This is a genomic window from Mesorhizobium sp. C120A, assembly GCF_030323105.1.
Classification (GTDB): Bacteria; Pseudomonadota; Alphaproteobacteria; order Rhizobiales; family Rhizobiaceae; genus Mesorhizobium.
The window spans coordinates 3,267,214-3,287,925 of record NZ_CP100476.1; the positions used below are offsets into that span (position 1 = coordinate 3,267,214).

The 20,712-nt window shown below is 60.7% G+C and carries 20 protein-coding genes, 1 tRNA gene and 3 pseudogenes; 9 read left to right on the forward strand and 15 right to left on the reverse strand.

The window, feature by feature from the left end; genetic code table 11:
* Positions 1 to 54: 54 nt before the first annotated feature.
* Positions 55 to 1,503: an aromatic amino acid lyase gene (locus NL532_RS15755; RefSeq protein WP_031203520.1), complete on the forward strand. Its 1,449-nt coding sequence runs from the start codon at positions 55 to 57 to the stop codon at positions 1,501 to 1,503.
* Positions 1,504 to 1,604: 101 nt separating this feature from the next.
* On the opposite strand, the gene NL532_RS15760 is transcribed toward NL532_RS15755, so the two are convergent.
* Positions 1,605 to 1,689: transfer RNA gene (locus NL532_RS15760), tRNA-Leu, on the reverse strand.
* Positions 1,690 to 2,041: 352 nt separating this feature from the next.
* Between NL532_RS15760 and tig the strand changes: the two genes are divergently transcribed.
* The 4 genes from tig to NL532_RS15780 all read left to right on the forward strand — a co-directional run bounded on the left by tig (position 2,042) and on the right by NL532_RS15780 (position 6,242).
* Positions 2,042 to 3,517, forward strand: coding sequence for a trigger factor (gene tig, locus NL532_RS15765; RefSeq protein WP_023697608.1), 1,476 nt, complete (start codon positions 2,042 to 2,044; stop codon positions 3,515 to 3,517).
* Positions 3,518 to 3,777: 260 nt separating this feature from the next.
* Positions 3,778 to 4,158 carry a c-type cytochrome gene (locus tag NL532_RS15770; protein WP_023667668.1) on the forward strand — a complete coding sequence of 127 codons (381 nt, stop codon included), beginning with the start codon at positions 3,778 to 3,780 and terminating at the stop codon, positions 4,156 to 4,158.
* A gap of 150 nt (positions 4,159 to 4,308) precedes the next feature.
* Entirely contained in the window at positions 4,309 to 5,241 is a 933-nt protein-coding gene (locus NL532_RS15775; protein WP_023710678.1) for a heme o synthase, read from the forward strand.
* A 179-nt stretch (positions 5,242 to 5,420) separates the two neighbouring features.
* On the forward strand, positions 5,421 to 6,242 hold the full coding sequence (locus tag NL532_RS15780) for a DUF2189 domain-containing protein (protein WP_023667666.1): 822 nt from the start codon (positions 5,421 to 5,423) through the stop codon (positions 6,240 to 6,242).
* Positions 6,243 to 6,304: 62 nt separating this feature from the next.
* On the opposite strand, the gene NL532_RS15785 is transcribed toward NL532_RS15780, so the two are convergent.
* The 7 genes from NL532_RS15785 to NL532_RS15815 form a co-directional block, all read right to left on the reverse strand.
* Positions 6,305 to 6,703: a cytochrome C oxidase subunit IV family protein gene (locus NL532_RS15785; protein WP_023667665.1), complete on the reverse strand. Its 399-nt coding sequence runs from the start codon at positions 6,701 to 6,703 to the stop codon at positions 6,305 to 6,307.
* 9 nt (positions 6,704 to 6,712) lie between these two features.
* Entirely contained in the window at positions 6,713 to 7,435 is a 723-nt protein-coding gene (locus NL532_RS15790; RefSeq protein WP_023667664.1) for a heme-copper oxidase subunit III family protein, read from the reverse strand.
* A 13-nt stretch (positions 7,436 to 7,448) separates the two neighbouring features.
* A complete protein-coding gene (locus tag NL532_RS15795) occupies positions 7,449 to 8,153 on the reverse strand; it encodes a cytochrome c oxidase subunit 3 (protein WP_023667663.1) in 705 nt (234 codons plus the stop codon).
* On the reverse strand, positions 8,150 to 9,919 hold the full coding sequence (ctaD, locus tag NL532_RS15800; RefSeq protein WP_023681631.1) for a cytochrome c oxidase subunit I: 1,770 nt from the start codon (positions 9,917 to 9,919) through the stop codon (positions 8,150 to 8,152). Before ctaD ends, NL532_RS15795 begins: the two co-directional genes overlap by 4 nt.
* Before the next feature lie 22 nt (positions 9,920 to 9,941).
* Entirely contained in the window at positions 9,942 to 10,826 is an 885-nt protein-coding gene (locus tag NL532_RS15805) for a cytochrome c oxidase subunit II (RefSeq protein WP_023667661.1), read from the reverse strand.
* A gap of 227 nt (positions 10,827 to 11,053) precedes the next feature.
* Complete coding sequence (locus tag NL532_RS15810; protein WP_023829909.1) at positions 11,054 to 11,980, reverse strand: DMT family transporter; 927 nt, start codon at positions 11,978 to 11,980, stop codon at positions 11,054 to 11,056.
* 132 nt (positions 11,981 to 12,112) lie between these two features.
* Entirely contained in the window at positions 12,113 to 12,754 is a 642-nt protein-coding gene (locus tag NL532_RS15815; protein WP_031203521.1) for a glutathione S-transferase family protein, read from the reverse strand.
* Between the two features lie 158 nt (positions 12,755 to 12,912).
* On the opposite strand from NL532_RS15815, the gene NL532_RS15820 reads away from it, so the two are divergent.
* Positions 12,913 to 13,827, forward strand: coding sequence for a LysR family transcriptional regulator (locus tag NL532_RS15820; protein WP_023729890.1), 915 nt, complete (start codon positions 12,913 to 12,915; stop codon positions 13,825 to 13,827).
* Between the two features lie 25 nt (positions 13,828 to 13,852).
* Here NL532_RS15820 and NL532_RS15825 read toward each other — a convergent pair whose 3' ends face one another.
* The 5 genes and pseudogenes from NL532_RS15825 to NL532_RS15845 all read right to left on the reverse strand — a co-directional run bounded on the left by NL532_RS15825 (position 13,853) and on the right by NL532_RS15845 (position 15,743).
* Positions 13,853 to 14,209 carry a cysteine hydrolase family protein gene (locus NL532_RS15825; protein WP_023729889.1) on the reverse strand — a complete coding sequence of 119 codons (357 nt, stop codon included), beginning with the start codon at positions 14,207 to 14,209 and terminating at the stop codon, positions 13,853 to 13,855.
* Positions 14,210 to 14,220: 11 nt separating this feature from the next.
* Positions 14,221 to 14,472, reverse strand: coding sequence for an isochorismatase family protein (locus tag NL532_RS15830; protein WP_023729888.1), 252 nt, complete (start codon positions 14,470 to 14,472; stop codon positions 14,221 to 14,223).
* Positions 14,473 to 14,645: 173 nt separating this feature from the next.
* Positions 14,646 to 15,044, reverse strand: a complete 399-nt coding sequence (locus NL532_RS15835; protein ID WP_023681625.1) for a RidA family protein — start codon at positions 15,042 to 15,044, stop codon at positions 14,646 to 14,648.
* Positions 15,045 to 15,241: 197 nt separating this feature from the next.
* Positions 15,242 to 15,403: pseudogene (locus tag NL532_RS15840) on the reverse strand (JAB domain-containing protein); the annotation flags it as partial.
* Between the two features lie 115 nt (positions 15,404 to 15,518).
* Complete coding sequence (locus tag NL532_RS15845; RefSeq protein WP_023829910.1) at positions 15,519 to 15,743, reverse strand: helix-turn-helix domain-containing protein; 225 nt, start codon at positions 15,741 to 15,743, stop codon at positions 15,519 to 15,521.
* A gap of 798 nt (positions 15,744 to 16,541) precedes the next feature.
* Here NL532_RS15845 and NL532_RS15850 point away from each other — a divergent pair.
* The 3 genes and pseudogenes from NL532_RS15850 to NL532_RS15860 all read left to right on the forward strand — a co-directional run.
* Positions 16,542 to 17,011: pseudogene (locus tag NL532_RS15850) on the forward strand (TOBE domain-containing protein); the annotation flags it as partial.
* A 58-nt stretch (positions 17,012 to 17,069) separates the two neighbouring features.
* A pseudogene (locus NL532_RS15855) lies at positions 17,070 to 18,257 on the forward strand (IS3 family transposase).
* 212 nt (positions 18,258 to 18,469) lie between these two features.
* Positions 18,470 to 18,598 carry a hypothetical protein gene (locus NL532_RS15860; RefSeq protein ID WP_023829915.1) on the forward strand — a complete coding sequence of 43 codons (129 nt, stop codon included), beginning with the start codon at positions 18,470 to 18,472 and terminating at the stop codon, positions 18,596 to 18,598.
* 270 nt (positions 18,599 to 18,868) lie between these two features.
* Here the strand turns inward: NL532_RS15860 and NL532_RS15865 are convergent, their stop codons facing one another.
* Entirely contained in the window at positions 18,869 to 20,230 is a 1,362-nt protein-coding gene (locus NL532_RS15865; protein ID WP_023829917.1) for a hypothetical protein, read from the reverse strand.
* A 54-nt stretch (positions 20,231 to 20,284) separates the two neighbouring features.
* On the reverse strand, positions 20,285 to 20,704 hold the full coding sequence (locus NL532_RS15870) for a hypothetical protein (protein ID WP_023829918.1): 420 nt from the start codon (positions 20,702 to 20,704) through the stop codon (positions 20,285 to 20,287).
* Between the last annotated feature and the right edge of the window lie 8 nt (positions 20,705 to 20,712).

Genomic DNA, 20,712 nt, shown 5'->3' on the forward strand with positions numbered 1-20,712 from the left:
ATTTCGGCAACGATCGATCGCTTCGCCCTCATGCAAACCAGACGGGCGAAGACAATGCCGATTACGGTGACGACGCGCGAAGATATCAATCTCGATGCCGTTTTGCGCGTCGCCTGGAGAAACGACACGGTCGAAATCGGCGACAAGGCCTTGCAACGCATTGCCGAATGCCGCGCCTCGTTCCTGAAACTCATTGAGTCCGATCCGCCGCCGGTCATCTACGGCGTCACCACCGCGATGGGCGAGCTGGCAAGCCGCAAGCTCGAACTTGACGAGCGCGACCGCCATGCGCGCATCAAGGCTTTTGCTGCCGCGACATCGTTCGGTGAGCCATTGCCTGAGCGCGTCGTAAGGGCGATCGTGTTGGCGCGGCTGACCAACTTTATCGAAGGCAATGCCGCGACCACGCCGCGCATGGCGCTGGCCGTTGCTGCAATGCTAGACGGCGGACCGATGCCGGTGGTGCCGTCGCAGGGGCAGGGCGGCGCCGGCGAGATCCTGGCGCTCTATCCGCTGTTTGCCGAGCTTACCGCTGGCCTGGAGCTCGAAGTGAAGGAGCGGGGCTCGCTGATCAACGGCTCGCCCTGCGCTGCCGCCCTTGTGGCGGACGCAGCACTTGCCGCGCGTCGTCGCCTCGCCATGGCGCACAAGGTGTTTGCGCTGTCGATCGAAGCCTTTCGTGCGCCGCTCGAGCATTATGATGCCGCGCTCGACGGGCTGTGGGGCGACGCGCACGAAGCGGCCGCCTTGCAAGGGTTGCGGCAATACCTGGTTGGCGCCGGCGACGGCCGGCGCAACTATCAGGCGCCGGTCAGCTACCGCATCGTGCCGCGCGTGCTCGGCCATGCGCACCGGGCGCTGACCGGCGCCGAGCAGGCGGCCACCGTCTCGCTTGCCTCGATCTCGGATAATCCGGTCTATATCCCGCCCGACGCGGCGCACCCGCTGGGGCGCTGCATCTCGACCGGCGGCTATCACAATGCCATGGCGACGCCGGCGCTCGACGATCTGGCGGCGATCTGGGCCGATCTCTGCCTGCTCTGCGACCGCCACGCCTCAAAGCTGCTGAACGGCAAGGTGTCGCTGCTGCCCGACCTGTTGATGACCGGGCGGCATTGGGCCGACAGCGACGGGCACGGCAATGTCGGCTATGTGCCGATGGCGATCACCGGCTATCTCGAACAGGCCAAACTCGCGGCGCAGCGCACCTTCATTCCGGGCACCGAATCGGCCGGCGCCGGCCAGGACGACGTCGCCACCACCGCATTCTTCGCCTGGACCAAGGAAGCGACGGCCGGCCGCTGCCTCGATGCGGCAATGGCGATGCTGGCGATGATCGCCTCGCAGGCCCTGTACGTGACTGAACGCGCCGCGCCGCCGGCATTGCAGGATTTTGTCGCGGATATCAGGAAGATCGTGCCGCCGGTCGACGCCGACCGGGTGCTGGGGCCGGAGCTGGCGAAATTGGCGGAGTGGTTTACCGGTCAAGTGTTTGAAGTGTAGGCCGTCGCCGCCAGTCCTCCTACGCCACGGCTTCGGAGGACACCCTTCGCTTTATCAAGCTCCTGGGTGGCCTGCCACCCGAAGCTCGATAGAGCGAAGGGTGGTGCGGATGAAGGGACTCGAACCCCCACGCCTTTCGGCACTGGAACCTAAATCCAGGGCGTCTACCAGTTCCGCCACATCCGCATTTGTCGGCAATCCCATGTAGCCATCATTCTGTCAATGTCGGGGCGAAAATGTCTGCCGTTGGGGCGGTCATTCGCTGCAACGCGAAGATGGTTGAAAATTGGCCTCGCCTGTGACAAAAGGCGTGTCAAATGTGACGGGACGCGCCGATCCGCTTCTGCAGAATGTGATAAGAAGTAGGAAAAACAAGAACTTATTCACATCTTGGAACGCAGTTTGGAAGAATTTGAGCCGTAATTTCGGTCAAATCGCCAGGTTCCGTACCAAAAGCCATTCCCGGCAAGATTGTACCGGCAGGCTGTGAACGGCAAGACGCCGTGGCAGCCTCTTTGGTGAAGATAAAGGTTTTACGATGCAGGTCACCGAAACGCTCAACTCCGGTCTCAAGCGCGAGATCAAGATCACCGTGCCGGCCGGTGATATGGAAGCCAAGCTGATGGCGCGGCTGTCCGACGCCAGGAACAAGGTCCGCATCAACGGCTTCCGTCCCGGCAAGGTGCCTGTGCAGCATTTGCGCAAGGTCTACGGCAAGTCGTTCATGGCCGAAGTGGTCAATGAGATCCTCAACGATTCGACCCGTTCGATCATCACGGGGCGCGGCGAAAAGGCCGCCATGCAACCTGAAGTGATCATGACGGAAGATGAGAAAGAGGCCGAGAAGATCCTGGCCGGCGGCGCCGACTTCGAATTCCGCCTCAACTACGAGGTCATCCCGGCGATCGAGATCAAGGATTTCTCCGACATCAAGGTGACGCGCCAGGTATTCGAAGTGCCGGACAGCGAGATCGACGAGCAGGTCCAGCGCGTTGCCGAATCGGCGCGCAGCTTCGAGCCGAAGACCGGCAAGGCCGCCGAAGGCGACCGCGTTTTGATCGACTATCTCGGCAAGATCGACGGCGAGGCCTTTTCCGGCGGCGCCGGCACCGACCAGCCGCTGGTTCTGGGTTCCAAGGAATTCATCCCGGGCTTCGAGGACCAGCTGATCGGCGCCAAGGCCGGCGACGAGAAGCAGGTCACGGTCACTTTCCCGGAAAACTACCAGGCAGCGCATCTGGCCGGCAAGGAAGCCACCTTCGACGTCACCGTCAAGGAAGTGTCCAAGCCCGGCGCGCTGGAAATCAACGACGAGATGGCCAAGAACCTCGGCCTGGAATCGCTGGAGCGCCTGCGCGACGTGGTGCGCGGCCAGATCGAGAACCAGTTCGGTTCGATGACCCGCCAGAAGGTCAAGCGCCAGCTGCTCGACCAGCTTGACGCGGCCTATTCGTTCGAGGCGCCGTCGAAGCTCGTCGATGCCGAGTTCAACAACATCTGGACCCAGGTCAACCGCGATCTCGAAGCCGCCGGCCGTACCTTCGCCGACGAGGAGACGACGGAAGAAGAGGCACGCGCCGAATATCTGCGGCTTGCCGAGCGCCGCGTGCGTCTCGGCCTGGTTTTGGCCGAGATCGGCGAGAAGGCCGGCGTCACCGTTTCCGACGAGGAACTGCAGCGCGGCCTGTTCGAGCAGGTGCGCCGCTACCCGGCCAACCAGCAGCAGGAAGCCTTCGAGTTCTATCGCAGCAATCCGGAAGCCCTGAACACGCTGCGCGCGCCGATGTTCGAGGAGAAGGTCGTCGACCATCTGCTCAGCCAGATCTCGGTCACCGACGTCAAGGTCAGCAAGGAAGAGCTGATGGCTGACGACGAAGAGGGCGATACCGCCAAGGCCAAGCCGGCGAAGAAGGCCGCTGCCAAGAAGGCCGACAAGGCTGAAAAGGCCGACGACGCGGAAGAGCCGAAGAAGAAGGCAGCCCCGAAGAAGAAGGCCGCCAAGGACGCCGAATAAGCGTCTGACGACAAGATCAGAAAAGGCCGCCCTCGAGGCGGCCTTTTTCGTTGTGGCGGATGTGCCTTGAGCCACCGCAGCCCACCTGAACCTTTGTACGGTCGACCTGTTCTACCTACCGGCCAGATTCTGTGGTACACAGGTGGCGCAATTCCATCTGGGGAGGAGCGGAGAATCTATTCTGCCGTGCAGGGCGCATGCTGGTGCTACCGGCATGTGCAGACCGTCTGAGGAAAATTTGACGATCAGGGAGGAATGCCATGCGCTTGGTTGCGTTTTTCGCCGTCGTTTCCGTTGCAACTTTCATCGCCAATCCATCGCGGGCACAGGACGCCGCGGCGGGCGAGAAGGTCTTCACCAAATGCAAGGTCTGCCACGTCGCAGACCAAGACACCAACAAGATAGGCCCTTCGTTGCATGGCGTTATCGGCCGGACGGCCGGCACGCATCCGGATTTTAAATATTCCGAAGCCATGATCGCGGCCGGCACATCCGGCGTCAAATGGGATGAGCCGACACTGACGACGTATCTTCACGACCCCAAGGCAATGGTCAAAGGGACGAAGATGGCGTTTCCCGGCCTCAAGAAGGACGAGGACGTCGCCAACGTCATCGCCTATCTGAAGCAATTTTCCCCGTAACCTGGCTCTTCGGCCGGCCAGAGCGTTTCACCGTTTCACGGAAACGGCGATCCGCTCGATCTCTTTGTTCTTACGCAATTCCGGGCGGAACCCCATACACTTTCCTGGAATTGCTCTAGGCTGCCCGGTTTCCATCGATGGTCGTCTCAAATGTCGGTCAAGGAAAGCCTCAAGGATACCGGCGTCCGCCTCTCGGAAGCGACGGCCAGTGATTTCTTTGCGCTCTTGAAGCCTCGGGTCATGGCCCTTGCCGTGTTTACCGCCTTCGTCGGTCTGATGGTGGCGCCCGGCGCGATGAACCCGGTCATCGCCGTGATCGCCATAGGTGCGATTGCGGTTGGAGCGGGAGCGGCCGGCGCGCTCAACATGTGGTACGACGCCGACATCGACGCGCTGATGTCGCGCACGTCAAAGCGGCCGGTTCCGTCGGGCCGCGTCACGGCCGGCGAAGCGCTCGGCTTCGGCCTGGTGCTTTCCGCACTTTCGGTCATGACGCTCGGCGTGCTGGTGGGCTGGCTTGCCGCGTCACTGCTGGCCTTCACAATCTTTTTCTACGTCGTCATCTATACGATGTGGCTGAAGCGCTCGACGCCGCAGAACATCGTCATCGGCGGCGCAGCGGGTGCCCTTCCTCCGATGATCGGCTGGGCGGCGGCCACCGGCGCCATCGGCATTGAAAGCCTGATCCTGTTCCTGATCATTTTCCTGTGGACGCCGCCGCATTTCTGGGCGCTCGCACTGTTCAAGGCCGGCGACTATGCCGCTGCCGGCATCCCGATGATGCCGAACGTGGCCGGCCAGGCCTCGACCAGAAGGCAGATCTTCGCCTATTCACTGCTTCTGGCACCGATCGGAGTGCTGCCCTGGGCGTTCGAATTTACGAGCGGGGTCTATGGGATTGTTTCGGCTGCGTTGGGCGCGGGTTTCATGTGGCATGCCTGGAACGCCCTGGTCATCCTCGACAAGGAGATGAAGCCGGCCAAGGCGCTGTTTGCCTATTCGATCTTCTATCTTTTCGCGATCTTTGCCGTGCTGCTTGCCGATACCATCGCGATGCGCGCGTTCATGTCAGCCGGAGGGTGACGGCATGACGCTGTGTTCGGAAACTTCGCCTTCCGGGAGCCTTTTGTAAGAACGGGCGACAAGCTCCAGTCAATGGAGTATATTGATTGCGGTGCAGGTCGCGGTTCGCGTGGCCAGTCATGCAGAACGGCAGCACCGTGAAACCGCGACCTTGCCGGACCTGGTCTGGAGGAACGGGCATGACAAGTTTTCACGTGATTGCAGGCGCCAGCGAAACGCTGGAACACACCAAAATCCGAAAAATCAGTGTTTCCGATCTTTTCGATGCGCTCAAGCGCGGTGTTGACGATTTTATGGTCAAACCGTCGCACATCGTCTTTCTCTGCCTGATCTATCCGCTTGTCGGCGTGGTGCTCGCTGCCTGGACTTCGGGCGCCAATGCGTTGCCGATGTTGTTTCCGCTGGTGTCCGGCTTTGCGCTGATAGGCCCATTCGCGGCGATCGGCCTCTATGAGATCAGCCGCAGACGAGAAGCCGGGCTCGACACCTCCTGGACGCACGCTTTCGAGGTCAGGAATTCTCCGGCCCTGCCAGCCATCGCCGCAGTCGGGATCATGCTGGTTGCAATCTTCATCGCCTGGCTTTTGGCGGCGCAGGTGTTCTACGAATATCTCTTCGGCCCGGCTCCGCCTGTATCGATTTCGGGCTTCATCAATGAAATATTTGCCACCGGACGCGGCTGGTCTCTGATTGTCCTGGGGCACGCCATCGGCTTCGTCTTCGCCGCGGTGGTGTTGTGCACGACGGTTGTCGCCTTCCCATTGCTGCTCGACCGCGACGTCGGCGCCTACGAAGCCATCCACACATCGGTGCGAGCGGTGCTGGCGAACCCGATCCCCATGGCTGTCTGGGGACTGATTGTCGCCGTCGCCCTGATCATAGGCTCGCTGCCGGTGTTTGCCGGGCTGGCGGTCGTGCTGCCGATCCTGGGTCACGCCACCTGGCATGTCTACCGCAAGGTTGTGGAGCCGCCATCGTCCCCGACGCGGGTCGGCCTCTGACCCTGCAGATCAGCTGATGGGAAGCTTCATCTCCGGTCTTTGACCGGAGATGAAGCTGTGCGTTAGGGCCCCGGTCCGAAGAAGGACAACCGGGTGAGAAGCGTGTAGTCCGCTTCGAAGAGCATCATCGCCACGAACACCAATATCAGAAGCGGCGGCAGGATGATCGCATAGGTCAGGGCCAGCCGCTCCCAGGCCATGTGCATGAACACGGCGACGATCAGCCCGGCCTTGAGGATCATGAAGATCAGGATCAGAGACCATCTGAGATAGCCGTGGATGCCGAGATAATCGACCATGTAGGAGCAGGCGCTGAGGATGAACAGCCATGCCCAGACCACCAGATAGAGCTTGATCGGATGTTCCTGATGAACCTCCGCGACGCCGGTCGATGGCCCTTCATGCGCATGATCAGAGTGCAGCGCGTGTTGCCCGAGGCCGTTTGCGGTTGCTTCAGCCATGTCAGCCTCTCACCAAAGATAGAAGAATGCGAAAATGAACACCCAGACCAGGTCGACGAAATGCCAGTAGAGCCCCATGATTTCGACGTTCTCGTAGCGACCCCTGCGGCTGGTGAAGAAGCCGGGACGACCGACGTCGTAGTCTCCACGCCAGACCTTTCGCGCCACGATGATGAGGAAGATCACCCCGATCGTCACATGCGTGCCGTGGAAGCCGGTGATCATGAAGAAAGTCGAGCCGAATTGTGCCGCGCCCCAGGGATTGCCCCACGGCCGTACCCCTTCGGTAATCAGCTTGGTCCATTCGAAGGCTTGCATGCCGACGAAGGTGGCTCCTAGCGCTGCCGTCAGAAGCATGAGGATTGCGGTTTTGCGGCGGTCGCGGCGATAGCCGAAATTGACCGCCATGGCCATCGTTCCGCTGCTCGATATCAGCACGAAGGTCATGATGGCAATCAGGATCAGTGGAATGTCCGAACCGCCGATGCGAAGCGCAAAGACCTCGCTCGGATTGGGCCACGGCACACGTGTGGAGACGCGCGCGGTCATGTAGGAGAGCAGGAAGCAGCCGAAGATGAAGGTGTCGCTGAGCAGGAAGATCCACATCATGGCCTTGCCCCAAGACACGTTCTTGAACGCGCGCTGATCCGAGGACCAATCGGCGGCGATGCCTTGCCAGCCTGCGGGCCGCGTCTCCGTTTGGCCGGTATGCGTCAGTGTCGTTTCTGCCATGCTCCTCGACCTCCTAGGTCAGCAACTGCCGGCAAATATCGATGAACGTCGCGGCCCAGCCGGCTAAAAGAGCGAAGATGGCGAGCCAGACGAAAAGCAGGAAATGCCAGTACATGGCGCATAATTCGACGCTGAGGCGAAGCCGTTCCGGCCGTGCCCCGTTCCAGGCGCCGGCGGTTGTCCTGCCCAGGCCCACCAGCCCTCCCACTATATGCAGGCCGTGCATCCCGGTTATCAGGTAGAAAAAACTGTTGGCCGGATTGGAGGCCAGAAAATAGCCATCGGCGGTCAGGTCCCGCCATGCCATGAGCTGCCCGATGAGGAAGGCGATCGCGGTGAGCCCAGCCGCGGCAAGGCCGAGCCTGACCGTGTCCATCCGGCGCTTGCGCGCCGCGATCGAGGCGCATTGCAGCGCAACGCTGCTCAGCACCAGCATGCCGGTGTTGAGCCAGAGCAGGCGTGGGATGGGCAGCGGCTGCCAGTCCGACAGCGCCATACGCATGAAGTAGGCGCTGGTGAACAGCGCAAACAGGCAGCCGACGACGGCGAGGAAGACACCGAGGCCGATCTTGGCGGTGGGCAGGCTCGATCGGTCGAAGGCGACAAAATCTCCTGCCACACCTTGCTCGAGCCATGGTTTCGCCATCAGCCGCTGATGCGAGAGCCACCAGCCGGCAAAACCGGCGATCACGAGCAGGAAGACCAGGATGACGCTCATGCCGGCTCCCTGGAGGGGCCGAACGTGCCCGGCATGTTTTGCGGAATGAAGTCCTCCTTCGCGCCCGGCACGCTGTAGTCATAGGCCCATCGATAGACGATCGGCAGATCCTTGCCGAAATTGCCATGCGCCGGTGGCGTCTGCGGTGTTTGCCATTCGAGTGTCGTGGCTCGCCATGGATTGCCACCGGCCTCGCGCCCATGGCGGATGCTCCAGATAAGATTGAACAGGAACACGATCTGGGCGAAGCCGACGATGAACGCCATGATGCTGATGAACGAGTTGAGGTGATGCGCCGACTCCGTCATGACCGTCACGTCGGTCAGTTCGGCATAGCGCCGCGGCACGCCCATCAGGCCGATGTAATGCATGGGAAAGAAGATCAGGTAGGCGCCGAGGAAAGTGACCCAGAAATGGAACCGGCCGAGCGTCTCGTTCAGCATCCGGCCGGTGACCTTCGGGTACCAGTGGTAGATCGCGCCGAAGATGACGACGATCGGAGCAACACCCATGACCATATGGAAGTGAGCGACGACGAACATCGTGTCCGACAGCGGGACGTCGACGACGACGTTGCCGAGAAACAGCCCGGTCAACCCGCCATTGACGAAGGTGACGATGAAAGCCATGGCAAACAGCATCGGTATGGTGAGGTGGATGTCGCCCCGCCACAGCGTCAGCACCCAATTGTAGACCTTGATCGCTGTCGGGATGGCAATGATCAATGTCGTGGTGGCGAAGAAGAAGCCGAAATAGGGGTGCATGCCGCTGACATACATGTGGTGCGCCCAGACCACGAAGCTCAGCGCGCCGATGCCAACGATGGCCCAGACCATCATCCGGTAGCCAAAAATGTTCTTGCGCGCATGCGTGCTGATCAGATCGGAGACGATGCCGAAGGCCGGCAGCGCCACGATGTAGACTTCCGGGTGGCCGAAGAACCAGAACAGATGCTGGAACAGGATCGGGCTGCCGCCATTGTGCTGTAGCTGTTCCCCCATCTCGACGACCGCGGGCATGAAAAAGGAGGTTCCAAGCGCGCGGTCAAGCAGCATCATCACGCAGGCGACGAACAGCGCCGGAAAGGCGAGCAGCGCCATGACGGTGGCGGTGAAGATGCCCCAGACGGTCAGCGGCAGGCGCATCATCGTCATGCCGCGCGTGCGGGCCTGCAGCACCGTCACGACATAGTTCAGACCGCCCATGGTGAAGCCGATGATGAACAGGATCAGCGAGACGAGCATCAGGATGATGCCCCATTCCTGGCCGCCAGGTGTGCCGGTCATGATGGCTTGCGGCGGATAGAGCGTCCAGCCGGCGCCGGTCGGTCCGCCGGGCGCAAAGAAGCTCGACACCAGCACCAGCACGGCAAGGAGGTAGATCCAGTAGCTCAGCATGTTGACATAGGGAAAGACCATGTCGCGGGCGCCGACCATCAGCGGGATCAGGTAGTTGCCGAAGCCGCCGAGGAAGAGTGCCGTGAGCAGGTAGATCACCATGATCATGCCGTGCATGGTGATGAACTGGTAGTAGGCCTCGGGGGTGATGAAATCGAACGTGCCGGGGAAGCCGAGCTGCAGCCGCATCAGCCAGGACAGCACCAGCGCGACCAGGCCGATGGCCGTTGCGGTCGCCGAATACTGGATGGCGATGACCTTGGCGTCCTGCGAGAAGACATACTTCGTCCACCAGCTGTGCGGATGGTAAAGCTCCATTTCCGCGACTTCGGCGGGCGGGACGGCATCTGCAGGCGTGATATCGACCATAGGCGGAGCACCTCCGTGCCCTTCAGCGGGACCCGACAGTTTCGAGTTTTGCCGCAACTTCTAGAGCTGACGCCGTCGCGTTGCCCGGCGCCTGTTCCACCGAGCCCGTCTGCTGCGGCGCCGACAACTGCGCGAACGTCTGCTGCTGGTCGAGCCAGGCCACATAGTCCTGCTCGGTATCGACCATGACGATGCCATGCATCATCGGGTGCCCCTGGCCGCACAGTTCGGCGCACAGAACCTGGAAGGTCCCGGTCTTGGTGGGGGTGAACCAGAAATAGGTGACCGAGCCCGGTATCATGTCCATCTTGGCGCGGAATTCCGGAACGTAGAAATCGTGCAACACATCGATCGAGCGCAGCAGCATCTTGACCGGCTTGCCGACCGGCAGATGCAGGTCGGCCGCTTCGACCACGACGTCGTCCTGGCCGCTGGGATCCTTGGCGATCACGCCCAGCGGATTTTCAGCGGTGACGTCGCGGGTGTCGGATGTGCCGAGTTTGCCGTCCTTGCCGGGCAAGCGGAAGCTCCACTGCCATTGCTGGCCGACGACTTCGACCACGGTTGCGTCGCTTGGAACGTTGACGAACCGGCTCCAGACAAACAGGCCGGGAACCAGCATGGCGGTAACACCCACTCCGGTGACGATCGTCAGCCACCATTCGAGCCGCTTGTTCTCCGGTTCGTAGGCCGCCTGGTTGCCTTCGCGGTGACGGAAGCGGAAAACGCAATAGGCCATGAATAGGACGACTGCGGCGAAGACGACGCCGGTAATCCAAAAGGTGATGATGATGGTGTTGTCGATATAGTCCCAATTCGAGGCAATCGGAGTCCACCACCATGGGCTCAGGAAGTGGAACAACACCGAGCCCACGACGATCAAAACGAGTACAACCACTATGGGCATGTCCCGTTCCTCCCGGTATTTCAGGGGGCGCGAAGCCGTCCCGGGAAAATACCAAGTGCATCATGCGTGATTTGCGATCGAAATTCTAGAGCCGGTTGTGGAAGGAGCGAAAAATTGCTTCTGCGGCGCCCGGACCTTGCTTCGTTGGTGACGCCGGAGCGACACCTGACCCCCAAATCAGGGAGGGCAGGGACTGGTTTGATTCGGCTTGCCTTGTTCCAGCGGGATCAAAGCGCCTTGATGATGATGCAGCCGGCCAAAAGCAGCACGACGCCGGCGAGCCGCATGCCGGAGACAAGCCGCTGCGGCAGGCGGAACCAGCCGAAGGTGTCGACGAAGATGCCGGCGACCTGCTGGCCGGCCACCGTCAGGCTGACGGCAGCTGCCGCTCCGATGACGGGGATGGCGGTGAACACGGTCGTGACATAGGTGGCGCCGGCAAAACCTCCGAGCCAGCCCCACCAGGGCATCGACGACAGGCCGGCGAGGCGAGGGCGGGGCGTCTTCGTCAGGGCAAGCGCGATCAGAAGCACCGCGGCCATGGCCAGCATCGCCACCAGGAACGAGATGGTGCCGACCGCAAACGGCGCGCCGCCAAGGTCGTGCCGAAGCAAGGCGTTTACAGCGCCTTGCACCGGAAGCACGGCGCCTGCCAGCAGCGCCAGTCCGATCCACCCTGGTCTTGAGGATGCGGTATTGTCGGCCGCGCCCTTCTGTCCCAGAACGATGAGGGCAGCCCCGGCAAGCAAGGCGAGCATGCCGAAGGCAGGCCCGGCTCGCAGTCCGGCGTCGGGGATCCCGAGCCAGCCGAACGTGTCGAGGGCGAAGGATGCAAGCATCTGCCCAGCGATGAAGAGCCCGACGGACACGACGGCGCCAAGGCGAGGGAACAGAAGAATGGTCGAAACAACGTAGAAGGCCGAAGCAATGCCGCCGATCGCATGCCACCATTCGGCTTGCCGAACGGCAAGCAGAGCCGGTGTCGTTCCGGTGAGGGCCGTGATCGACAACAGCACGATGGCGCCGACCGCGAGCTGAAGCGTGGTCGCGGCAAAGGGAGAGCCGACCGCCTTTGAAAGTTGGGCGTTGGCGCCAGCCTGCACTGCGAGCAGGCCACCGGCGACAAGCGCCAGAGGGATGAAGAGGATTTCCACGATCGTTTTCCTTGAATGCGGGGTGCGGCGGCTAGGGCATGATCCCAAAAAGTGGGTGCCGGGTTTTGGAAAAGATCATGCTCCAACAAAGGGTTAGGTCATGATGAGATTTCAACCAAATCTCATCACGATCTAAGCGGCAGCCGATGCTTCGGGCAGGGCGGGAACGGCAATGCCTCTGACAACTGCGGAGCGTCGGCCTATGGCGGCATACCAACGCGCCAGGTCTGGCGCGTCATCGAGGCTGAGGCCGAGCCTGGTGACGGCCGCGTTGATCCATGGCCATGTCATCACATCGGCGATGCCGTAGCTTTTGCCGACAATGTGCTCATGGTGCTTTAGCCGGCTATCGAGAACGCGGAAGACACGTCCGGTTTCGCGCTCAAAACGCTCGATCACGTAAGGGATTTTTTCCGGCGCGAAGACTTTGTAATTCCACAATTGGCCAAGCGTCGGGCCGACATGGGCCGCCTGGAACAAGGTCCAGGTCAGCGTATCGTCCGCTTCCTGCGCGCCCACCGGCTGAAGCTTGCCCGACCGTCGCGCCAGGTAGTGCAGGATGGCGCCGGATTCGAAGACCGTGCGGCGGGCGTCCCGGTCGACGATCACCGGGATCTTGTTGTTGGGATTGAGCGCCAGGAAATCAGGCTTGGTCTGGTCGCCCTTTTCGATGTCGACCAAGCGGACCGAGTAGGGCAGGCCGACCTCTTCCAGCATGATCGAGGCCTTGTGCCCGTTGGGTGTCTGGCAGGTGTAGAGTTCTATCGGCGTCATGGCTCTTCTCCGCGACCGTTCTTTCGTCGTCGGACTCCATATGGCGTGCGCGCATGCGCAGATCGACATGCCGATTCGCCCGCTTGCTCTGCGTTTTTGCACAGTGAAGCGTCATTTGACTCGCAGAGCGCAACGTTTTCTCTTATCTTTCTGCAAGAATGCACAGCTCACGCGATATCGACTGGGAAGATCTGCGCATGGTGCTGGCCGTCGCCGATGGCGCTTCGCTGGCGGCGGCGGCTCGGATCCTGGGCGTGAACCACACGACTGTGCTGCGGCGCGTCAACGCCTTCGAGGCGCGGCTGGGTATCCGCCTTTTCGATCGGTTGCCGACTGGTTATGCCCTCACCCCGGGCGGCGAGGAACTGCTGGGCGCGGCACGCACAATGGCCGAGACGGTCAATGAACTGGCGCGCAAACTGTCGGGGCAGGATCTCAGGTTCGAAGGCAGGTTGCGGGTCACCACCACCGACACGCTGATGGCGTCGGTGCTGCCGCCGATCCTGGCGGCGTTTCATAAGCTCCATCCCGGCATACGGGTCGAGGCGATGACGCAGAATTCCATCGCCAACCTGACGCAAAGGGATGCAGACGTGGCGATCAGGCCGGTGTCGCAACCGCAGGAAATCCTGGTGGGCCGGCGCATTTCGGGCGTCGCCTTCGCCGCCTACGCGACACGTTCCTACGCCGAAAAGCTACCCCCGGAGCCGAGACTGGGTGCGCTGCGCTGGATCGCGCCCGACGACAGCCTGGCCAACACCGGCGTCGCCCGCTGGATGCGGTCGTCGCTGCCCGATGTCGAGATCGCCATGCGCGCCGATTCCCTGGTGACGATGTCGCATGCGGCGGGCGCCGGAATCGGGGTTGCGGCGCTGCCCTGTTATCTCGGCGACAGCCTGCCCGGGCTTGTAAGGGTCGGAGGGCTGATCGAGGAGATCGGCTCGGCGCTATGGGTGCTGGTGCACGACGATTTGCGCCGCACGGCGCGCGTCCACGCCTTCACCAAATTCGTCTCCGGCGAATTGCAGCAGCGGCGCGACCTTCTTGAGGGCAGACTCGGCGCCGGAGCTTGAGACGCACGCCAGCTGACGCGCGGGCTCAGCTCCGCAAGAGGTTCCCAAGCTCGGCAACCGTCATCACGCGCCCGAACACCTTGCCTATGATGTCGAGGGTTGCATTGTGCGATGCCTCGTCCAGTCCGCCATTGGCGTCGCTGATGAAAGCCACCTTGTAGTCGCGCATGAAGGCGCTCCGCGCGGTGGATTCGCAGCAGACGCTGGTCACGGTGCCGATGATGATCACCGTGTCGACCCGGCCTGCGCCACGGATGTTGCGCAACACGGTCTCGAGCTGCGTGTTGTGGAAGGCATCGTAGCGGTGCTTTTTGATGACGACATCCCCAGGCAAGGGCGCAAGCGCGGCGACGATTTCGGCGCCGGCGCTGCCTTCCCGCATGCCTTTGGTTTTCAGCTTCGGCTGATAGCTGGTTCCAGCGGCGAGATATCGAAATGGTCGCTGAGCACATGCTGGGTGTAGATCACCGGGACGCCTTGCGCGCGGCAAAGCTCGACCACCTGCCGCATCGCCGGAATGCGATGGCGGGCCATGGCCACTTCCATGACGGCGCCCTCATCGACGAAGTCGCTTTGCATGTCGATGACCAGGAGGGCTGCGCGTGGCTTGTCGAACGGCCATGGTTCGTCGCCGGGCTGGGGCATTGCGTGTTTCCTGTTTCCGACGTTGATCAGGTGAGCAGCAGGCTCTTCATCGAGACATCGCAATTCCTGCCGATGACGATGTGATCGTGGATGGATGGAGAGATCAAGGTCGTGGCAATCTCGCAGCGAGTTCCGGGATTTGGTTTGGGCGACTTGACGCGTCCTCGCTTGGCCTACGGGTCGATGACCGCGATCGCATCGATCTCTATCAGGTAGCCGGGAGACATCACCGCTATCCCGACCACTACGTTTGCCGGCTTGTGATCGCCGAACAGCTCGATCTGGGCCGCTTCGATGATCGGCACGTGTTCGTCGCGTTTGTAATCGACGATGTAGATCGTGATCTTGCAGACTTGCTCGGGCCGAGCGCCGGCGGCAGCAAGCGCACGGCCAAGATTCCCGAACGCCAGGCGCGCCTGGACTGCGAAATCACCATGGCCAACGAGCTTGCCGTGTATGTCTTCTGGCTGCTGGCCCGAGACGAACACCAGCTTGCTTCCTGTCGCAACGACGACCTGGGAGTACATTTCCGGAATCGGCAGATCATTTGGATTTATGCATTCGAGCGTCATTGAATAGATCTCCTGCAATGGCTGACGGGAACTGGCTGCTTCGTATTCGCGAGTCTACGACATTGTCGCCGAAGCGGGCGCTTCCGTCACAATATCACTTCTACACCGCAAGCGTGGGCGTTTGAGCCAAGCCGGAATGTTGCTGATTGGCTCGCGAGCGGTGGCGTTTGGGTTGACGGCGCCGGCGAGCGTCGGGCTCAGATCAGCAGCAGGCCCTTCATCGAGGCATTGCCTTTCTTGCCGATGATGATGTGGTCGTGGACGGCGATGCCGAGCGGCTTGGCGCTGTCGATGATCTGCTTGGTCATTTCGATGTCCGCACGCGATGGTGTCGGATCGCCGGAAGGGTGGTTATGCAACTTCCTCTCGTTGTAAGTTATCTTATTGATATATATTGAAAAAACCCATATTTCCGAGAACGTTAGGAGCGGCGTCTGGGGGCGGTATTGGATGCCCCTCCGTCGCTAACCACGCTCACTCACCGCCGTTCATGCTGAATCGCTTTGACGCACGGCACGCCACTGTATGCTTTTGATCCCACATCTCGAGTTCCTCAATTGGGTACAATACCGCTTTGCCAAGTTTGACGTACGCGGGTCCAATCCTCTTGGCTCGCCAATTTCGCAGCGTTCCAAGAGAGATGCTGCCGCGATAGCGTTCCGACACTTCCTCAGCTGTTAAAAACTTCCTGTTGTCCATCAAGCTCTCCAAATGTCCGACGTCAGGAGCATATGAGCAGGCTCAAGCACGCTCCCAAGCGTTGGATCATGCCGTTGCGCGGCCATGGGTGGGTATGTGCGTCGGAAATGGAAGGTGCTGAGCGAAGGAGTAGAAGCAGCGGATATGGCTGGATAGAAATCGGATCAAGTGCCAACACGGTGTGAAGGTCGGTCGACCCGGGTCAGCGGGAAATGACGAGGGCTGTCTCCGTCACCTGCGGCCTCGACGCGTTCGTGCTTGGGTTAGACGTGCAAGTCGACGGGCTGGAATGAGGCATCGATACTTAAGGCGTTTTCAGACGCTTGTCGAAACTACGGAGACCGTGGAGCGCTGGCGGCCATATGTGGCGTTGGCACTTTGATGTGACGCTGGTTCCCCTGGGCCGAATGAACCGCGAACTACGAGCTGCCGATCCCCCTCGAAACTACGCCAGGACCTTCCGTCAAGACTCGCAAGCGTGGCCGAGAGCGCGCGGTGCGCATCGAATTGGCCGGCGGCCCTAAACCACCCCTCCGAGACTGCGCTGTCGCATTCGCGCGTGAAAAGGGTGAAGTGCGAACGCGCAAGCTGACTTAGATCGGAATTCCCCGCTGCTATCTCGCCCGCATGTGCGACGAGGGGCTGCTCATCAAGGTTGGCTATAGCATCTATCGCGTCATCGATCGAGCCAGTATGAGAGCATTGCTGACTTGTCAGCACTCGCTGGGCGTGAACGTAAGCACGAACGACGAATGCTGAAAATGCTGAACATTTTCAGGAAGCCGAGGGTGGAGACGGCTCTCCAATCTCGACGCCAAGCTGCGCGTCCAGATGCGCACCGAGGTCAAGGCAACACTGCATCAACGGCTCCGCTCGACGATCGTCTATGTCACCACGACCAGATCGGGGCTATGACGATGGCCGACAAGATCGTCGTCATGCACAACGGCGCAATCGAGCAGATCGGCGCGCCGCTCGAAGTCTACGATCGGCCGGCGAACCCGTTCGTCGCTCAATTTATCGGGAGCCCGGCCATGAACATCTTCCGGGGCAGGATGGATTCGCAAGGCCGATCGGTGGTCGAGACAGCCGAAGGGATCAGCTTGCCGGTGGCGAACGCGCCCGCCGGTCTGAGGGGACGCCAGGTCGTCTATGGCATTCGTCCGGAACACATTTCGCTTGACCCTAAAGGGCTGGGCGCGGAGATCGTCGTCGTCGAACCTACCGGGCCGGAAACGCAAGTGACGCTTCGCATGAGTGTGACCTGCCACTAAGTTTTTCCTCCCACATGGAGTTAGAGTCCGGCCTCGATTGAAGGACGGGCAGATGAAGCGGAAGCGATTTACGGAAGAGCAGATCATTGCGGTTCTGCGCGAGCATGAGGCTGGTGCCAAGGCGGGTGATCTGGCTCGCAAGCACCGGGTCTCCGAGGCGACACTGTGTAACTGGAAGGCGAAGTATGGCGGCATGGACGTGTCCGACGCCAAGGGCCTGAAGGCTCTGGAAGACGAGAACGTGAAGCTGAAAAAGCTGCTTGCCGATCAGATGCTGGAAGCATCGGCACTTCGTGAGCTTCTGTCAAAAAAATGGTAGGGCCCGCCGCCAAGCGCGAAGCCGTCGCGCATCTGCAGGCCGTCATGGGCCTCTCGGAGCGTCGGGCCTGTTCCTTCGTCGGCGCTGATCGGAAGATGGTCCGCTACCGGTCCCGGCGCCCACCGGAGACGGAGTTGCGCGTCAGGTTGCGCGACCTCGCCAACGAGCGCCGGCGCTTCGGCTATCGGCGGCTGTTCATCCTGCTGCGGCGGGGGCGAGCCGTCTGGCACCAACCGCATCTATCGGCTTTACCGGGAGGAAGGCCTGACGGTGCGCAAGCGAAGGGCACGACGCCGGGCGGTTGGAACACGCCCTCCGATCCTGATCGAGGCAAGGGCAAATGCGCGGTGGTCACTGGACTTCGTGCATTACCAGTTCGCCTGCGGCCGACGCTTCCGCGTGCTCAACATCGTCGACGACGTGACCCGCGAATGCCTTGCCGCGATCCCGGACACATCGATCTCCGGTCGCCGCGTTGCTCGCGAACTGACGGACCTCATCGTCCTGCGCGGCAAGCCGGACATGATCGTCTCCGACCACGGCACCGAGTTCACCTCGAACGCGATCCTCGCCTGGTCGAAGGATCATCGCGTCGAATGGCACTACATAGCGCCGGGCAAGCCCATGCAAAACGGCTACGTCGAATCTTTCAACGGGCGGATGCGCGACGAGCTGTTGAACGAGAGCCTGTTCTTCGGCCTCGACCACGCCCGCAGTGCCATTGCCGAATGGAGGGAGGACTTCAACACCGCGAGGCCGCACTCCTCGCTCGGCTACCAGACCCCGGCGGCTTTCGCCGGAACCCTCGCCGCAACCGGCTCCGACGCTTCGCTCTATGAGGGCTTCGCGTCTCCACCGGTTGCTCAACCCGCGCCCTACGGCGTAACAGAAACAGCCGAGGCTCTAATCGCCGCTGGATGACACTTCAGTGGCAGGTCAGGTGCAACCGAGTTCGTCGCCATCTTTCGCGAGCGGATAACGGCCGGCCCTGGCGACACCATCCTGGTCAAGCCGGACCCGCGGCTCTGTCGTCTCTTCGACGGCGAGACCGGCGAACGGCTGGCCTTGCACTGAGCCGGAGCCTCGGGGCAAATTCTGACGTGTAGTATCTAAAGCCTATTCGAATTCGGTCGATGCGAGACACACGAAACGCAAAAAAGGCCACCAACGGCCCGGGCAAGGGGATACCGCGCAGGATTGCCGCAATAGACGGCTGGGGCGAGGTGGCGGCGATCGGGTTGAAGATGGCGGGCGTTATCTGAACTATGCGCCAGGCTTGTCGTCGCCAGAGAACTGCACCATACCTCCTCCAGCGGCGGCGATCTGCATCATATCGGCAGTTTGGCGAAGCTTCATGCCTCGTATAAATAGCCGAGCGCCACTTTGCTTTGCTGCGGCTGCTAGCTGGATCAGGTCAAGCGTTGGTCGCAGAGAGGCGTCTATAACTAGGCCGCCGCCTACAGAGACAATCTTCACGAGTTCACTGGTTGGCCGTAGTTCAAAAGACATCGTGCGCTGCTCCCTGTGCGGCTTTAAGAATGACGGTCTTCCGACTGCTCTCTTTCGATGGTGACGCGCTGCTCTTCGCGCCTTGGGTCAAATAGGAGACGTTGCCCCGTCGATTTTGCTGGGGCCAGGTCCAAAAGCTTGTTTGAGGCACGCAAGAAAAACAGGAAATAAGGATCGGTGATAGTTAGCGCATCGCCATCCCATGAAAGCGGGCTGCTGCCGAGCTCGCCGGAAGCTGCGATTCCCTGCATTTGTTCAAGCGCCGATGTAATGCTCGAGCCCACTGGCGGCTCGGTCAGGCAAACTTCCCTCACGCGGGCAAGAATTTTGTCATAAGGGAGCGCAAGCTCGGCCGGATCCTTTGCAATCGCCAATAAGATTGATCGGTAGACGTCGCCCTTTGAGCCGTCGATGAAGTCGTGCTCTTTCCGCTCGGTGCCCCTTATTCTCGGGCCGGTGTGAAGAGATGTTAGCATTGTCGAAAAGTCAGTGAGAGACGAAGTGCGAAGCAGTGTTTCGTCCAAGAGCGTCGCGCCAACATCGACTCGCTTCAGGTCCTCTCTTGTCTCTCTCACATCCATCTCGAAACCTAAATTAAGGCAAATTGCTTGCATCAACTGAGGCGAACCGAACGCTTCAGCCGCCAAATGTCGCTCCACCTTCGGGGCGAGTTCGACGTTGAGAGCAGAAAAGCCCTTCTGCGCAATTTGCTGCAGTTCGTTTTGCGTCCAGTAAGCCAAATCAATCGCTGCGACACGCCCGCGTAACTCAGGGTTGCTTCGAACGACGTCGTCGGCGCGATGGGGAACCGACGCCGTAACTATATGTACGCCACTCTCGGCCGCAGCTTTTATCTGTCTGCCGATCTCGTCCCGAAACGCGGGATTAATATAATGAAAATCGTCGATGAAGACGGCGAAGCTGCTCCCCGCAATTTCCTTGATAACCTGCTGGAGGCCGTTGCGAGCGTAAGTTTTGGAATTGTCGCTACCCCAGCCGCGACTGCCCCCAAAGTCGGCCTGTCCACCGCCCTCGGCCACGAACGGGACCTTCAGCTTTCCGCCAGCACTGACAGAACTAGAAATTTCGTTGGACGTGCTATCGGACACGGTAGTTTCCGAGGCCGCGCCCATCCAGCTCAAGACCTTTTCCCACAAATCGTCCGGTGAGTTTATCGTGGCCCCGTTCACCGAAATCAGTTCCTCTTCCGGAATGACCTTTTTGACCAGAACCGTTTTGCCCGATTTTGAGGGTCCGGACACGGATATGATCATATTCGGCGTGTTGAAATTATCTCGGAGCTTTTGCTCCAATTTGTGGTCAGCGCGATCGACGTAAGTAACGGTAGGGATGTCGTTTGGAGTGAAGACCTGTTGAATTTTCATATTACGTTCTCCACGACCCAAAGTGGCGTCCGAGAAGGACGCTCGCATCTATATCTACCTGACGGGCGGCCCGATGAGGCTGCCTAATCCTTTGTGAAATTGAAGGCTGCCGGAGTGCATAAGCGAGCTGAGCTCAGCAACAAAAAGATCCGGCTTTTTGGAGAAACTCGCCAAGAGGATTGCGTAAACGGTGGCATAGTGTCGGTCGGTCTCAACAACGAAGACGTTCATGTCTGCCGGCACGATTTTGCCAATCCGTCGCAAAGCTGCCATGGATTTACGGCGACCAACATCGTCCCTTAGGGCCGGCTCAGAAAGATATACGAGGTATGAATACACGACACCTTCGGAAACGGATGCCGATAGGATGTCGTCCACAGTCGGTCTGGGAGCGGGCGGGGTGCTGTCTTGCAGCATCTGAAGCTGGCCAATCATTCCGAATAGGACCCGAAGGCCCGGTTCCGCGCCACCCATTTTTCTCT

Excerpts from the sequence above, each read along its gene's own strand:
- NL532_RS15755 (WP_031203520.1), top strand. The coding sequence starts at position 55 with ATGCCGATTACGGTGACGACGCGCGAAGATATCAATCTCGATGCCGTT.
- tig (WP_023697608.1), top strand. The coding sequence starts at position 2,042 with ATGCAGGTCACCGAAACGCTCAACTCCGGTCTCAAGCGCGAGATCAAG.
- NL532_RS15770 (WP_023667668.1), top strand. The coding sequence starts at position 3,778 with ATGCGCTTGGTTGCGTTTTTCGCCGTCGTTTCCGTTGCAACTTTCATC.
- NL532_RS15775 (WP_023710678.1), top strand. The coding sequence starts at position 4,309 with ATGTCGGTCAAGGAAAGCCTCAAGGATACCGGCGTCCGCCTCTCGGAA.
- NL532_RS15780 (WP_023667666.1), top strand. The coding sequence starts at position 5,421 with ATGACAAGTTTTCACGTGATTGCAGGCGCCAGCGAAACGCTGGAACAC.
- NL532_RS15785 (WP_023667665.1), bottom strand. The coding sequence starts at position 6,703 with ATGGCTGAAGCAACCGCAAACGGCCTCGGGCAACACGCGCTGCACTCT.
- NL532_RS15790 (WP_023667664.1), bottom strand. The coding sequence starts at position 7,435 with ATGGCAGAAACGACACTGACGCATACCGGCCAAACGGAGACGCGGCCC.
- NL532_RS15795 (WP_023667663.1), bottom strand. The coding sequence starts at position 8,153 with ATGAGCGTCATCCTGGTCTTCCTGCTCGTGATCGCCGGTTTTGCCGGC.
- ctaD (WP_023681631.1), bottom strand. The coding sequence starts at position 9,919 with ATGGTCGATATCACGCCTGCAGATGCCGTCCCGCCCGCCGAAGTCGCG.
- NL532_RS15805 (WP_023667661.1), bottom strand. The coding sequence starts at position 10,826 with ATGCCCATAGTGGTTGTACTCGTTTTGATCGTCGTGGGCTCGGTGTTG.
- NL532_RS15815 (WP_031203521.1), bottom strand. The coding sequence starts at position 12,754 with ATGACGCCGATAGAACTCTACACCTGCCAGACACCCAACGGGCACAAG.
- NL532_RS15820 (WP_023729890.1), top strand. The coding sequence starts at position 12,913 with ATGCACAGCTCACGCGATATCGACTGGGAAGATCTGCGCATGGTGCTG.
- NL532_RS15825 (WP_023729889.1), bottom strand. The coding sequence starts at position 14,209 with ATGCGGGAAGGCAGCGCCGGCGCCGAAATCGTCGCCGCGCTTGCGCCC.
- NL532_RS15830 (WP_023729888.1), bottom strand. The coding sequence starts at position 14,472 with ATGCCCCAGCCCGGCGACGAACCATGGCCGTTCGACAAGCCACGCGCA.
- NL532_RS15835 (WP_023681625.1), bottom strand. The coding sequence starts at position 15,044 with ATGACGCTCGAATGCATAAATCCAAATGATCTGCCGATTCCGGAAATG.
- NL532_RS15845 (WP_023829910.1), bottom strand. The coding sequence starts at position 15,743 with ATGGACAACAGGAAGTTTTTAACAGCTGAGGAAGTGTCGGAACGCTAT.
- NL532_RS15860 (WP_023829915.1), top strand. The coding sequence starts at position 18,470 with ATGCGAGACACACGAAACGCAAAAAAGGCCACCAACGGCCCGGGCAAG.
- NL532_RS15865 (WP_023829917.1), bottom strand. The coding sequence starts at position 20,230 with ATGAAAATTCAACAGGTCTTCACTCCAAACGACATCCCTACCGTTACT.
- NL532_RS15870 (WP_023829918.1), bottom strand. The coding sequence starts at position 20,704 with ATGGGTGGCGCGGAACCGGGCCTTCGGGTCCTATTCGGAATGATTGGC.